Annotated in this window: 16 protein-coding genes; 11 read left to right on the top strand and 5 right to left on the bottom strand. The window is 43.2% G+C overall.

The window, feature by feature from the left end:
* Window positions 1-2 precede the first annotated feature (2 nt).
* The 10 genes from AWW72_RS04730 (at window position 3) to madM (ending at window position 8,267) form a co-directional block, all read left to right on the top strand.
* On the top strand, window positions 3-776 hold the full coding sequence (locus AWW72_RS04730; RefSeq protein ID WP_062846586.1) for a sulfite exporter TauE/SafE family protein: 774 nt from the start codon (window positions 3-5) through the stop codon (window positions 774-776).
* A gap of 157 nt (window positions 777-933) precedes the next feature.
* Window positions 934-2,613, top strand: coding sequence for a malonate decarboxylase subunit alpha (mdcA, locus tag AWW72_RS04735; RefSeq protein ID WP_062846587.1), 1,680 nt, complete (start codon window positions 934-936; stop codon window positions 2,611-2,613).
* Window positions 2,613-3,497, top strand: a complete 885-nt coding sequence (locus AWW72_RS04740; RefSeq protein ID WP_062846588.1) for a triphosphoribosyl-dephospho-CoA synthase — start codon at window positions 2,613-2,615, stop codon at window positions 3,495-3,497. The genes mdcA and AWW72_RS04740 overlap by 1 nt, the downstream gene beginning before the upstream one ends.
* A gap of 2 nt (window positions 3,498-3,499) precedes the next feature.
* Window positions 3,500-3,799 carry a malonate decarboxylase subunit delta gene (locus AWW72_RS04745; protein ID WP_062846648.1) on the top strand — a complete coding sequence of 100 codons (300 nt, stop codon included), beginning with the start codon at window positions 3,500-3,502 and terminating at the stop codon, window positions 3,797-3,799.
* Window positions 3,792-4,643, top strand: coding sequence for a biotin-independent malonate decarboxylase subunit beta (locus AWW72_RS04750; RefSeq protein ID WP_047430372.1), 852 nt, complete (start codon window positions 3,792-3,794; stop codon window positions 4,641-4,643). The genes AWW72_RS04745 and AWW72_RS04750 overlap by 8 nt, the downstream gene beginning before the upstream one ends.
* The gene (gene mdcE / locus AWW72_RS04755; RefSeq protein ID WP_062846589.1) at window positions 4,640-5,467 is read left to right on the top strand and encodes a biotin-independent malonate decarboxylase subunit gamma; all 828 of its coding nucleotides are present in this window, start codon (window positions 4,640-4,642) and stop codon (window positions 5,465-5,467) included. Before AWW72_RS04750 ends, mdcE begins: the two co-directional genes overlap by 4 nt.
* Window positions 5,458-6,066, top strand: a complete 609-nt coding sequence (locus tag AWW72_RS04760) for a malonate decarboxylase holo-ACP synthase (RefSeq protein WP_155858541.1) — start codon at window positions 5,458-5,460, stop codon at window positions 6,064-6,066. Before mdcE ends, AWW72_RS04760 begins: the two co-directional genes overlap by 10 nt.
* A 12-nt stretch (window positions 6,067-6,078) precedes the next feature.
* The gene (mdcH, locus tag AWW72_RS04765) at window positions 6,079-7,023 is read left to right on the top strand and encodes a malonate decarboxylase subunit epsilon (RefSeq protein ID WP_062846591.1); all 945 of its coding nucleotides are present in this window, start codon (window positions 6,079-6,081) and stop codon (window positions 7,021-7,023) included.
* A 41-nt stretch (window positions 7,024-7,064) separates the two neighbouring features.
* A complete protein-coding gene (gene madL, locus AWW72_RS04770; RefSeq protein WP_004657521.1) occupies window positions 7,065-7,466 on the top strand; it encodes a malonate transporter subunit MadL in 402 nt (133 codons plus the stop codon).
* A gap of 39 nt (window positions 7,467-7,505) precedes the next feature.
* Entirely contained in the window at window positions 7,506-8,267 is a 762-nt protein-coding gene (madM, locus tag AWW72_RS04775; RefSeq protein ID WP_005259911.1) for a malonate transporter subunit MadM, read from the top strand.
* Between the two features lie 54 nt (window positions 8,268-8,321).
* On the opposite strand, the gene AWW72_RS04780 is transcribed toward madM, so the two are convergent.
* From AWW72_RS04780 to serA, 5 genes are all read right to left on the bottom strand, one after another.
* The gene (locus AWW72_RS04780) at window positions 8,322-9,239 is read right to left on the bottom strand and encodes a LysR family transcriptional regulator (protein WP_004775986.1); all 918 of its coding nucleotides are present in this window, start codon (window positions 9,237-9,239) and stop codon (window positions 8,322-8,324) included.
* 36 nt (window positions 9,240-9,275) lie between these two features.
* Window positions 9,276-10,133, bottom strand: a complete 858-nt coding sequence (locus AWW72_RS04785; protein WP_062846649.1) for an EamA family transporter — start codon at window positions 10,131-10,133, stop codon at window positions 9,276-9,278.
* 39 nt (window positions 10,134-10,172) lie between these two features.
* A complete protein-coding gene (locus AWW72_RS04790) occupies window positions 10,173-10,643 on the bottom strand; it encodes a GNAT family N-acetyltransferase (protein ID WP_062846592.1) in 471 nt (156 codons plus the stop codon).
* A gap of 22 nt (window positions 10,644-10,665) precedes the next feature.
* Complete coding sequence (locus AWW72_RS04795; protein ID WP_047430385.1) at window positions 10,666-11,547, bottom strand: EamA family transporter; 882 nt, start codon at window positions 11,545-11,547, stop codon at window positions 10,666-10,668.
* Window positions 11,548-11,651: 104 nt separating this feature from the next.
* Complete coding sequence (gene serA / locus AWW72_RS04800; protein ID WP_004775983.1) at window positions 11,652-12,884, bottom strand: phosphoglycerate dehydrogenase; 1,233 nt, start codon at window positions 12,882-12,884, stop codon at window positions 11,652-11,654.
* A 347-nt stretch (window positions 12,885-13,231) separates the two neighbouring features.
* On the opposite strand from serA, the gene AWW72_RS04805 reads away from it, so the two are divergent.
* A complete protein-coding gene (locus AWW72_RS04805; protein WP_062846593.1) occupies window positions 13,232-14,641 on the top strand; it encodes a D-2-hydroxyglutarate dehydrogenase in 1,410 nt (469 codons plus the stop codon).
* Window positions 14,642-14,650: the final 9 nt, after the last annotated feature.

Here is a 14,650-nt window from a genome sequence, read left to right on the forward strand (position 1 = left end):
CCATGGAATGGGAACTGATTCTGACACTGGTGTTCTTTGCTTTTTGTGCAGGAACAATTGATGCTGCCGTAGGCGGAGGTGGGCTGATTCAGATTCCCGCATTGATGGGCGCTTTACCGCAGACCGCACCAGCCACCTTATTTGGAACCAATAAGCTGGCATCCATTTTTGGGACAGGCTCTGCTGCATTTTCATTTGTACGTCGGGTGAAATTGCAGTGGTCGCTGTTGGGCGTGATTGCGCTGTTTGCCTTTATTAGCTCCTTTATTGGTGCAGCATGTGTATCATTGATTCCGACACATATCTTAAGACCGATTGTCTTGATTATGCTGATTGTGATTGCGATTTATACCTTCGCCAAAAAGCAGTTTGGGCAAGTCCATGTCGATCAACAGATCACGCCAAAGTTATTGGTACTGGCTGCAATTGGTAGTCTAGCCATTGGTTTCTATGATGGTATTTTTGGCCCGGGTACGGGCAGTTTCTTTATTTTCTTTTTTATTCGTTTTCTACAGGTCGATTTTTTACATGCTTCGGCATTGGCAAAGATTGGCAATTTAATGACCAATCTGGCGGCATTAAGCTTCTTCATTCCAACTGGTCATGTGCTGTTTGCACTAGGCTTGATGATGGCGGTTGCTAATATTGCAGGCTCATTATTGGGCGTACGCTTGGCTTTAAAATATGGCAGTGGTTTTATCCGTATTTTATTCTTGATTTTGGTGAGTATCTTGATTTGCCGATTGGGATATCAGATTTTGAGTGGAACATCGTAAATATTTTAATAAATAATGGCTTAACGCTGTGATTACAGTGATTGCTGAAAAACCATTAACTTCAGGTTAATAACCAGCGCTGTAGGTTGATTGATCAAAATTTCATAAAGCGCTTTTATAGATTCAGAATAAAACTGTGATCTATAGGTAAGCACACATGGAAGGCTCAGTTCAGAATAAAGAACGGTTATGGACAAAGCGGCGTCATGCTAAACAGCTAAAGCTGGATATGGCAAACCAATATACCGATGGTGTGGTCATTCCAACTCAAGACATTATTAAAGTCTTGGAAACATTGATTACACCGGGCGACAGAGTTGTACTCGAAGGTAATAATCAAAAACAGGCAGATTTCCTCTCGCGTTCTTTAGCGCAAACCAATCCAGATGTTTTGCATGATTTACATATGATCATGCCAAGCGTTGGTCGTTCCGAACATCTCGATCTATTTGAAAAAGGCATTGCACGTAAACTCGATTTTTCTTTTGCTGGTCCACAGAGTTTGCGCATTAGCCAGCTCATTGAAGATGGTTTATTGGAAGTCGGTGCGATTCATACCTATATCGAACTGTATTCGCGTTTGGTGGTCGATCTAATTCCAAATGTGGTGCTGTCGGCGGGCTTTATGGCAGACCGTCATGGCAATATCTATACAGGGCCAAGTACCGAAGATTCTCCTGCACTCATTGAGCCAGCAGCCTTTAGCGACGGCATTGTGATTGTTCAGGTGAATGAACTGGTTGATGACGTCTCAGAGTTACCACGTGTCGATATTCCTGCCTCTTGGGTTGATTATGTGGTTGTGGCAGATCAGCCATTTTACATCGAACCGTTATTTACTCGTGATCCAAAACACATTAAGCCTGTGCATGTGCTTATGGCGATGATGGCAATTCGTGGAATTTATGAAAAGCATAATGTGCAATCGTTAAATCATGGCATTGGTTTTAATACGGCAGCAATTGAACTGATTTTACCGACCTATGGTGAGTCTTTAGGTTTAAAAGGAAAAATTTGCCGAAACTGGACATTGAATCCGCATCCAACCTTAATTCCAGCGATTGAAACAGGTTGGGTTGAAAGTGTGCATTGCTTTGGTACCGAACTCGGTATGGAAAAATATGTTGCAGCTCGTCCCGATGTTTTCTTTACAGGTCGTGATGGCGCGTTACGTTCCAACCGCATGATGTGTCAGCTCGCAGGTCAATACGCGGTTGATTTATTTATCGGTGCAACGTTGCAGGTTGATGGCATGGGCCATTCTTCGACGGTCACTAAAGGTCGTTTGGCGGGTTTCGGTGGGGCACCAAATATGGGGCATGATCCACGTGGACGTCGTCACGATACGCCAGCATGGCTTGATATGCGTTTGCAAGGTGCCAATGAAACAGAAACCTATTTGGCACGTGGTAAAAAGTTAGTTGTTCAAATGGTGGAAACCTTCCAAGAGGGTGGCAAGCCGACTTTTGTAGATCGCCTTGATGCCATTGATGTGGCTAAAACAGCAGGCCTACCTTTAGCACCAATCATGATTTATGGCGATGATGTCACCCATCTACTGACTGAAGAAGGCATTGCGTATCTATATAAAGCAAGTAGCCAAGAAGAGCGTCAAGCCATGATTGCTGCGGTGGCAGGCGTGACCAGTATTGGTTTAAGCCAAGACCCTAAAACGACAGCGCGTTTAAGAAGCGAAGGCTTGGTGGTGTTCCCTGAAGATTTAGGCATTCGCCGCACCGATGCAACACGTGAGCTTTTAGCTGCGAAAAATATTGCCGACTTGGTGACATGGTCAGATGGTCTATATCAACCCCCTGCAAAATTCAGGAGTTGGTAATGATGGTACAAGTTCAATATCAAACACTCAGCGATAGTCAGCTTCTGGCAGATATGGCGGTCGAGGCTTTGATTGATGAAGTGAATCTGACGCCTAAACCCGCCTTGGTTGATCGCCGTGGTAGTGGTGCCCATGATGACCTGACATTGGAATTAATGGAGCGCTCTGCAAAAAGTTTAGGACCCATGTTCGAGACGATGGCCCAAGCCGCAGTGCATCATGGAAAAGTTTGTTTAGCTTTGCGTGAAGACATTGGTGAAATTGGCCGCCAAGGTGAAAAAACCATGATGTTGGCAACAGATAGTGTCAACACACACCGCGGTGCAATTTGGGCCTTGGGTTTAATGGTGACGGCGGCAGCGTTGGCACGTACCAATCAACAATATTTATCGGCTGTTGAGCTATGTCAGTTAGCAGGTCAGCTTGCCCAGTTTGAAGATCGTTTTATTCCAGAGCAAGCCTTGAGTCATGGTCAGCAGGTTCAGAAGAAATTAGGCATCTTAGGCGCCAAAGAACAGGCTCAACAAGGTTTTCCAACGATTGTGAATTTTGGTTTAAAGCAGCTTTATCAAAGTCGCAATAAACCTATGAAAGAAGCGTTTGCTCGTCTAGATGCCTTGCTTGCCATGATGACTGATCTGACCGATACCTGCGTGCTTTATCGCTCGGGAATATCGGGTTTAAAGCGTATGCAACAAGGGGCACAGCAAGTACTGGATTTGGGCGGAAGCTCAAGCTTGGAAGGCCGACGTGCTTTGCATCTTTTAGAGATTGATCTACTTCGTATGAAAGCTTCTGCCGGCGGTGCTGCAGATTTGTTGGCAGCAACCTTGTTTATAGATCGTGTTGAGCAGTCAACTTTAAAAAATAAAGAGGGATTTTGATGATGGAAACACTTCATTTTGAGTTTGTTGCGACAGAGCCACCTGTAAAAAAAGCATTGGTAGGGTGTGTGGGCTCGGGTGATTTAGAAATTTTGATGGAACCTGGCGAGAAAGGGAACGCTTCTATTCATGTCGTCACTTCGGTAGATGGTAGTGCGGCACGTTGGCACAATCTGTTTGAACGAATTTTTACTGCACAAACACCGCCAGCGGTCAAAATTGATATTCATGACTTTGGTGCAACCCCCGGTGTGGTTCGCTTACGTCTGGAACAAGCATTAGAGGAGATTGCGCATGACTGATATCGAGAGCTTGTTAAATAAACAGGATTTTATTGAACTCAGCGCAAGGGAACGTGCCAAAGCATTGTTAGATAAAGGCACTTTTCGAGAGTTGCTTGATCCGTTTGCACGCGTCATGTCACCTTGGCTGATTCGGCAGAATATTGTCCCGCAAGCCGATGATGGCGTGGTGATTGCAAAAGGTTCTATTCAAGAACAGCCAGTAGTTTTAATTTCAATTGAAGGCTTATTCCAAGGTGGAAGCTTGGGTGAAGTCGGTGGTGCCAAAATTGCGGGCGCTTTAGAGCTTGCGGTTGAAGATAATCTCAAGGGTATTCCTACTGCTGCAATTTTACTGTTAGAGACGGGTGGCGTTCGTTTACAAGAGGCAAATCTGGGTTTGGCTGCAATTGCTGAAATTCAGGCCGCAATTGTGAATTTACGTCAGTATCAACCAGTGATTGCTGTGGTTGCTGGGAGTGTCGGGTGCTTTGGTGGTATGTCAATTGCTGCCGGATTATGCAGTTATATTGTGATGACGCAAGAAGGCAGATTGGGGTTGAATGGCCCACAAGTGATTGAGCAGGAAGCAGGCATACAAGAATATAACGCCAAAGATCGTCCATTTATTTGGAGTATTACAGGTGGTAATCAGCGCTTCGCCAGTGGTTTGGCCGATGCTTATGTGGATGATGACCGCAATATAATCCGTCAACAAGTGATTGATTATTTGCAACAAGGTTTGCCTCATCAACATCGCAGTTCAAATTACGCATTCTATTTAGCGCAGCTACAACAAGTCGATACTGCAGAGCAAATTACTCCAGCACAGGTTCAGGCTTTGTATCAAGGAGAGCAAGCATGAATATCGCCGTTGATACATTAAAAGCATCTACTCGAGGTGCAGATTGGTTTAAGGCTTTTACGCAAGGTTTTAAGGTAGTTGAAGGCTTTCCAGCTTCTGTTTTGGTTGCGGATGGTCAGATCGGTCAACAAGCACTACGGGTAATTGCTGTTGTTCCAGATAGTAATAATCTGTTCCCGCGTGCAAGACAAGGTGAAGTTGGATTGCTGGAAGGTTGGAGTTTGGCAAAGGCGGTTGATGACGTGATTCAAGCTGATGCAAATGCTGAAACGAAACGTGGCATTTTATGCCTGGTGGATGTGCCTAGTCAGGCTTATGGACGCCGTGAAGAATTGCTGGGTATCCATCAAGCATTAGCAGGTGCAGTAGATCGCTATGCCAGAGCCAGATTGGCAGGTCATCCTATTGTCAGTTTATTGGTTGGAAAGTCGATGTCGGGTGCTTTCTTGGCGCATGGTTACCAAGCCAATCGTATTATTGCCTTAAAAGATTCAGGTGTTATGGTGCATGCAATGGGTAAAGAATCTGCTGCACGCGTTACTTTGCGGTCGGTTGATGAGTTAGAGCAATTGGCATCAAGCATTCCTCCAATGGCCTATGACATTGAGAGCTATGCAACGCTTGGTTTGTTGTCTGAACTTTTATCGGTTGAGAATCCAGAGCAACCAACAGTGAATGATCTTTCATTGGCAAAGCTGGCTGTAGAACAAGCATTTAAAGAGATTCATGCTGAGCCGTCCAGAGGTCTGGAACAACGACTTCATGGACAAAATCGTCAGATGTCTAAAAAAGTCCGTGAATTATTGCGTGAGCAATGGTCATGAAACTTGAGCTGCAAGCCCATGATTTACTCTGGGGCATGACGGTTAGTTGTTTGGCTGATGATGCTCCGCTTTGGGTGAAAGAGGTTTTGCTGCGAGGTGATCCTGTTGTCGTTCGACGGGCAATTATTTCTGTAGATCAGGTGGCGGTAGGTGTAAGAGGGCAATTCCGTCATCAACGATATGCAACGCAAATGCCACGATCTGCCATTACTAGACAGCTTAAACCCGAAGCACTGACTCAAGTAAATACCAGTCACTTTAAACATTTGGCAGAACGTCTACAGAGCATTTCCAACATCATGAAAAGTTTTTCGGGGTATTGGGGGTATACAGGAAGTTTCGGTTTTGAACTGGCAACAGGTATTGAAACCGTCACCCAGCACAGCGATATCGATTTGTTGATTCGAGCGGAACAGCCTTTTGCCAAAAAGCAGGCAATTGCGTTACTCGAAGATTTTCAGCAAGCAGGGCTGAATGTAGATATACAGCTACAACTACCAAAAGGTGGTCTGGCGTTAAAAGAGTGGGCTGGGAATCGTGGAAAAGTTTTATTGAAGCGTCCTGATGGTGCTGTTTTAGTAGAAAACCCATGGAATTAGGGAGTAGGTGTCATGGCTTCGATTTGGGTGTATCCAGGACAGGGAGTGCAAAGAAGCAATATGCTGCACGACCTGCCACAAACGGCTCTGGTTAAAGAATACCTTGAGCGTGCATCGGATGCACTTAAAGAAGATGTCTTATTGTTGGACAGCTCGGCTGCATTGCAATCGACACGTTCAGTACAGCTATGTTTACTGATTTCAGGTGTGGTGAGTTCAGCCCTATTAACTGCTGAAAAATTAATGCCTGATTATGTCGCGGGTCTATCGATTGGTGCTTGGTCGGCTGCAGTTGTAGCAGGCGTTTTAACCTATGAAGATGCTGTTCGTTTGGTTGCCTATCGTGGTGAACTTATGCAAAACGCCTATCCAACAGGATATGGCATGACCGCATTAATAGGTACAGATCGCACATCTGTTGAGAAGTGGGTGAAACAAGTTTATGAAATAACGCCACAGGTTTTTGTCGCCAATATTAATGCACATAATCAGATTGTTATTTCAGGTTGCTTTGAAGCCATGAACCAAGTTGCAGTTTTGGCGAAGCAACAAGGTGTAGTGGCAAAAAAATTAGATGTATCGGTGCCATCGCATTGTGAATTATTAAGTCAGCAAGCTGAGCAGCTTGCAGCGTCTATGGAGGGAGTGACTTTAAAGCAGCCTAAAATACGTTATTTAAGTGGTACAACGGCGCGTACACTTGGCAGGTCAGAACAGGTTGGTGATGACTTGGCTTTTAATATGAGTCGCACTGTAGATTGGGAAAGCACTATTCAGGCGGCATGGGAACGAGGTGTCAGATTACAGATTGAAGCTTTACCGGGAACGGTACTGACGGCACTTGCACGTCGACCATTTCAAGAAGGAACTGTATTGTCATTTCAGGGAACGCGCTTAGATAGCATTCGAATGGCAATGCAAAAAGAACAGGAAAATCAGATTTCTATGGGAATATGATTTAAAAAATTTAAGTAATCCAAGGATATGAGGGATTTACAATGATTATATATGGAACAGCAATTTTAGCGATTTGTCATTTACTCGGTGATTATCTTGGCAATACCTTAGGTGTCCTTATCGGGGTAAAAGCCAATGTAGGTGGTGTTGCCATCTCTATGATTCTTTTGATTCTCGCTAAAGAGTTATTAGCAAAAAAAGGTTATTTACCACAGGTGACACAGTTTGGAATCTTATATTGGTCCGGTATGTATATTCCAATCGTGGTGGCGATGTCGGCAGGGCAAAATGTGGTTGCAGCGTTATCTGGCGGTATGTTGGGGCTGATCGTTTCTATTACTTCCCTGATTGGGACGGTGCTGGTTATTCGCCATTTAAACCGATTAAGTGGTGATTATGAAACCTATGAATGGACAATAGAAGGCACTGAAAAAGCAGCATAAATAATCTTCACGATAATGAATAACAAAAGGACTTAAACAATGGACGAGTTAATTACGGTATTTACAAAAAATGCTTTGGTGACTGCACTGGCGGTCACAGGTTTGATGATGTTTGTATCTCATCTGCTGTCAAAATATTTGACCAAAGGAAAACTGCAAAGCTCGGCAATCGCCATTACTTTAGGGCTTGTAGTGGCGTATTTTGCAGGCGTCTATACACAAGGTACAAAAGGGATTTCTGATATTGCTATTTTCTCTGGCTTTGCACTGTTGGGCGGTGCAATGATCCGTGATCTGGCAATTGCATCGACTGCATTTGAAGTGGATGTTAAAGAAGTCAAAAAAGCAGGAAAAATTGGCCTGATTGCACTCACGCTTGGCTGTATTGTTCCTTTTGTAATTGGTGTAATGGTTGCATGGGTTATGGGATATCGAGATCCGATTTCCATGACAACGATTGGCGCAGGCGCTATGACTTATATTGTGGGTCCAATCACAGGAACAGCCATTGGTGCAAGTTCCGATGTGATCGCGCTTTCTATTGCAATTGGCCTGATCAAATCGGTGTTCTTTATGGTTGGCACACCACTCCTTGCAAAATTCATGTATCTAAAAAGTCCACGTTCAGCCATGGTCTTTGGTGGGCTGGCTGGCACAACCAGTGGTACAGCCGCAGGATTGGCAGGTACAGATGTCCGATTAGTTCCTTATGGTGCATTGGTGGCAACCTTTTATACAGGTCTAGGTTGTTTACTTGGCCCGTCTGTCTTTTTTCTCACGGTAAATGCAATTTTCGGATAACTAATCAAGCATGAATATTTGCAACTTATTCATTTGTTATAAGTTGCTTATCATTCATTTCTGCACATGAGAAGCAAACATACGACACTCTGCAATTAATGCCAGTAAATTGGGATCACGTTCCTTACTTTTTAGAAATACCAGCCCAATTTCCTGTTGCAGATGGTATTGCTGTTTTAAAGGAATGAGCTTAACTGAGCTTTCATATACCGCAGAAATACGACCGGGCAAAAGTGCAAAACCAACACCTGAGCTAACCATACTGATTAAAGTAAAAATATCATTGAGTTGTAAGGCAACTTTAGGTGAAAAACCAGCTTTTTTAAAAATGAAATCACTGTCATTATGGGTGGCAAAGCCCTGAGTTAAAGTCAAAAAGGTCTCTTCTTTGAGTAGACTGAGATCAATTTCCTCAAAATCAGCATATTTAGAGTCTTTATTTACTGCTAAAAAAATATCATCACAGAACATTGGCAAAATTTCAAAGTCATCATCTTGTGTTGTTTCATTAAGTGCCACAATAATGGCATCAAGTTCCGTCGTTTTAAGCTTTTTCACCAGATCCTGATTTGAACTAAGAAGTAATTGAATATCGAGTTCACTACGTCTTAATTTGAGTCCGCTAATCACATTGGGAATCGTTTTTACGGTTAAAGAATAAAGAGAACCTAAATGTAGAACTTTGGCTGCAAAGCCCGCAGCTTCTCTGGTTTTATTTACCGTAATAAAAATGTCCTGTACGATTTTTTGCGCACGTTCTTCAAATACATAAGCGCTCTTTAATGGAATTAAATTACGACCTTCATTTTTAAAAAGTGGACAACGTAGGGCACTTTCCAGCGAGTGTAACGCTTTATGAACACTGACATTGCTGAGCTGCATTTCAGTTGCTGTTTTGGAAAGATTTCCACAGCGCATAAAAGCGAGGAAGATTTGTATTTTTTTAAGGGTGAGCTCTTCATCAATTTCCATATCAATCTCCAGTTCCTAATGACTTTCCTTAAAAAATTATGTCTTCCCTCCGCGCAACGTGACACCAATCGACGCGACCATAATACAAGCCAAAGCTACCCATTGAATCAGGCTAATTCGCTCGTGTAACAATACCAGACCTGCTAAAGCTGCAAGTGCAGGCGCAAGGCTGGAAAGCGTCCCATAACTGAGTTTGCTGAGACGTTTCAGTGCCATTAAATCCAGTGCATAAGGTATCGCCGTTGCCAGCAGCGCAATGACCAGTGCTTTGCCCCAATATTGGGTGTCCAGAAGTACAGGAGCATTATTCCATAGACCAAAAGGCAGTAAGGTCAGGGCAGATAAACCAATCGCAATGGTCAGTGCATGCATGCCGATATTTTGCTGTACCACACGATGTCCATAATAAATATACAGTGCCCAGAAGAAACCTGCACTCAATGCACACGCCGCACCGATATAGGAAAAATGTTGCGCATTGGCATCATGCCACGGCACCATTAAAGCAATACCTAAAATCGCAAATGCGACCCAAATATAGTCACTGCGCTGTTTAATCGAGAGCAGTGCCAAACCCAGCGGGCCAATAAATTCCAGACCTACAGCAATACCTTGAGGAAGCTTGCCTAAAGAGGTATAGAACAGAATATTCATACAGCCCAAGGCAGCGCTATAACACAGTAAATCACGCCATTTGAGTTCCTTTAATTTGGAAATGATTTTCCATGAACGAAACATGATTGCAACCAGAATGGTGGCAAAACACAGTCTTAAAATCGTCACTGTGAGTGGATCGAGTGTGGCAATCAATTGCTTGGCGAATGAAGCACTGATTTGATAAGACAACATGGACAAAACCATGTACAACACAGCGACTAACTGGAGATTTTTCATGTTGGTAGCCACTTCATGCATAGGACGATGATAAGGTGTTTAGCCATGAGAATGTATTCCTTGTGAATAAAAAGAACACCATGCCTTTTTGGTTGTTTCATTAATATCGAGTTGAAATTCAAAAGCGACGTGATTCTCTCGAATGACGTTAAAGCCTAATCGTTTATGGAATTTTATAGATAAGGTATTATTTTTTAATGCGTGGCTGATTAAAGTTGTCGCCTGTTTAGCTTCAATAAATTGAATGAGTTGCGAAAGTAATGATGTAAATACCTTTCGTGTTCGGTACTTTGGATGAACAACTAAAATTGGAACAAACCAGGTCTGCTGTTCCATGTACTCAACAGTGAAGTAACCCAGTAATTGCTGATTATTTCGGTATTCGAATAGATAGCCTTGAGTTGAAGCCTGCATTAAAGAGGCCAGATAAGCTGACTGGTTGATGGGTTTACCAGCTTGCTCAGACAAGGTGTTTAAGGTCATCAACGTGAGTTCTAAATATTCTTCCATATGCACTTACTGAATACTCTGATTATCCAGCCTCTTTTTGCTGTCGAGCATGTTGCGTGGTAAAGGTACAGCCAATCGAAGCAATGATAATCGTACCCAAAGCAAGCCACTGATTCCAAAGTAACATTTCACCCAGAAAGATAAAGCCTGAGAGGGCAGCAACCGCGGGTTCCAGACTCATCAATGTACCAAAGCTAAGCGGAGTTAAACTGCGCAAGGCGATCATTTCTAAGGTAAAGGGTAAGGCACTGGCTAAAATCGCAAGACCAATAAAATAATATAAATTTGGCAGTTCAAAGACCCGATCGATTGCCCCTGAAAAGAGCGCAAAGGGCAGTAAACAGAGCATACCAATCGACATGCCTAAGCAGACGGTGTGATTACCCGAGATGCCTGACGGTTTTTGCCCCGCAATAATATATAGGGCCCAACACGCACCCGCACTCACGGCAAAGAATACCCCAACGAGATCCAGACCTTGTTGTGCTTGCTGTAATGGAAACAATAAGACCAGACCTAAAATGGCACAGCCGACCCAAATAAAATCGTATTTTTGGCGAGCATGATAGAGCGCCACACTTAAGGGGCCGATAAATTCAAAGGCAACAGCTAAACCTAGAGGTAAGCGTTCAAGCGATAAATAGAACAGGGCATTCATCCCTGCAAGGGCGACGCCATAAGTCAGAATGGCTTTCCAGCGAACCACTTTGAAATTGATGGTCCAGATCTTAAAAATGATGGCCAGAATGATTGCACCAAAAAAAAGGCGCATGGCAGAGACGGTCAGTACAGGAAAGCTTTGAAACAGGACTTTGGCTAAAGAACCACTGCCTTGTACACATAACATGGCAATCATCAGGAGCAATAAAGCATGCAGAGGTGTTTTTAGTACAGGGTTCGACATCTTATTTTTTTACATTCAGTATAATATTCACATAATAATTCAAATGCCCATAAAAAAGCCACAGCATCAACTGTGGCTTTTTCAGGATTGTTCTAAGACAGAGATTAGAACAATACGCGAACGCGGATGGTACCTTCAACGTGGTTCAATGTATCAAGCGCTTCTTGAGACGCAGATGCATCAACATCCATGACGAGATAACCGATATCACCTTTGGTCATTAAAGACTGACCAGAGATGTTGATCCCTTGTTCAGCAAATAATGTATTGATCTTCGATAACACACCCGGAACGTTTTTATGGATGTGAAGCAAACGGTGCTGACCATCAGAAAGTGGCAATGCGATTTCTGGGAAGTTCACCGCAGAAAGCGTCATACCTTTGTCTGAATAAGCAACGAATTTTTCAGCAACTTCTAAACCGATGTTTGCTTGCGCTTCCATCGTTGAACCACCCACGTGCGGGGTTAAGATCACATTGTCTAAGCCACGGAGTGGAGACAGGAATTCTTCGCCATTTGCTTTTGGTTCTTTCGGGAATACGTCAACCGCTGCACCAGCGATGTGGCCTGATTTGATTGCGTCAGCCAAGTCTTCAATCACAACACATGTACCACGTGCTGCGTTCAAGAAGATTGAGCCTTTTTTCATTTTCGCGAACTGTTCTTTCTTGAAGAAGTTACGCGTAGATGGAACATCTGGAACGTGTAAAGTCACCACATCCGCAGTTTCTAAAAGTTCATCTAAAGAGCCAACTTGACGTGCATTACCTAATGGTAATTTAGTCACAGCATCAAAGTAGATGACTTTCATACCTAAGCTTTCTGCCAATACAGAAAGTTGTGAACCGATCGAGCCGTAACCGACGATACCCAAAGTCTTACCACGAGTTTCAAACGAACCCACCGCAGCTTTATTCCAACCGCCCGCATGTGTATCTTTCGATTTTTCAGGTACACGACGAAGCAACAGAATCGTTTCAGCAAGAACCAATTCTGCAACCGAACGTGTATTTGAATACGGTGCATTGAAAACTGGGATACCACGAGACATTGCCGCTTTTAAATCGACTTGGTTTGTACCAATACAGAAACAGCCAACCGCGATCAGTTTGTTCGCAGCTGCAAAGATTTCTTCAGTCAATTGAGTACGGGAACGAATACCAATGAAGTGAGCGTCTTTAACCGCTTCTTTCAAAGCTTCGCCTTCAAGCGCAGTTTTGTGGTAATCGATGTTGGTATAACCCGCTGCGTTTAAGGTATCGATGGCATTTTGATGCACACCTTCTAACAGAAGGAAACGGATTTTGTCTTTAGGTAGTGATAGATGTTGGCTCATTACGGCTCCGCTACAAAGGCCAAAATTTAGTTGCAGTACTATAGCATACAGCTTTGAGATATAAATATTTCGTTTAAAATTACCGCATCAGAATTGCTGATAATTTTTCAGTTAAGAGTGAATTTTATTGGTTAAACACATTTTGTTATCACAGTATCTTTAACCTACGCTTTATCCCATGCCTGCTTCTATGTAAAATGCAGGTATCTGATAGTCAAACCTGAAACCATCAGGTTTGCGCTGTTCTGCCGAGTTTCTATATGTTGGATACTACAATTTAAAATATTGAAAAATATTATATTGTTATCCAGACGCTCTATCTTTACTTCTTGCTAGGCCTGTAAACGATGAATGCTTCAGTCGCTTTAACACCTGAGTTATTGACCCAATTAACGGCAATTGTGGGTGAAAACCGTATTAAAACCGATGCCGACAGTTTGGAAAATTGGGGACGTGATCACACTAAACATTTTGATCCGAACCCATCAGTCATCGTTTTCCCTTCAAGCACTGAACAAGTGCAGGCCATTGTCAAACTTGCCAACCAGTTTAATGTTGCAATTACTCCATCAGGTGGTCGTACTGGCCTTTCTGCGGGCGCGGTCGCAACCAATGGCGAGATCGTAATTAGCTTTGACAAGATGAACCAGATTCTTGAATTCTACCCAGCGGATCGTATGGTACGAGTACAAGCAGGCGTAGTGACTGAGCAATTACAGAATTATGCCGAAGAACAAGGTATGTACTATCCAGTGGATTTTGCCTCAGCGGGCTCAAGCCAGATTGGCGGTAATATCGGAACCAATGCGGGCGGTATTAAAGTTATTAAATACGGCATGACCCGTAACTGGGTACTTGGCTTGACAGTCGTTACAGGTAAAGGTGATATCCTGCGTTTAAACAAAGGCATGATTAAGAATGCGACGGGTTATTCGCTTCAGCATTTATTTATCGGCGGCGAAGGCACATTAGGCCTAGTCACTGAAGCGGAAATCAAGCTTGAGCGTCAGCCACAGAACTTACAGGTACTGGTTCTCGGTGTGCCTGATTTTGATGCCGTGATGCCTGTATTACATGCTTTTCAGAAAGATATCGACTTAACAGCATTTGAGTTCTTTGGTGAACTTGCGATGCAAAAGGTACTCGACCGCGGTCATGTACAACGTCCATTTGAAACACAGTGCCCGTTCTACGTATTGCTTGAGTTTGAAGCGCCGTATGAGCCGATTGTCGACAAGGCAATGGAAATCTTTGAGCATTGTATGGAGCAAGGTTGGGTACTTGATGGTGTTATGAGCCAGAGCCTTGATCAGGTCGAAAGCTTATGGCGTTTACGCGAAGATATTTCTGAATCAATCGCGCCGTTTATTCCATACAAAAATGATATTTCAGTATTAATTACCCACGTACCTGCATTTATTCGTGAGATTGATACAATTGTTCAAGATAACTATCCTGACTTTGAAATCTGCTGGTTTGGTCATATCGGCGATGGTAACTTGCACTTAAATATTTTAAAACCTGAAAACTTGACCAAAGATGAGTTCTTTGCGAAGTGTCAGGTAGTGAATAAATATGTATTTGATACCGTGAAAAAATATGATGGTTCAATCTCTGCCGAGCACGGTGTGGGCATGACCAAGAAGCCATATTTAGAGTATTCACGTTCGCCTGAAGAAATTGAATATATGAAAGCATTGAAGTTGGCGTTCGACCCGAAAGGGATTATGAACCCAGGTAAATTATTTGATCTTTAATGCTTGATT

This window comes from Acinetobacter sp. NRRL B-65365, from assembly GCF_001605865.1.
Classification (GTDB): domain Bacteria; phylum Pseudomonadota; class Gammaproteobacteria; order Pseudomonadales; family Moraxellaceae; genus Acinetobacter; species Acinetobacter vivianii.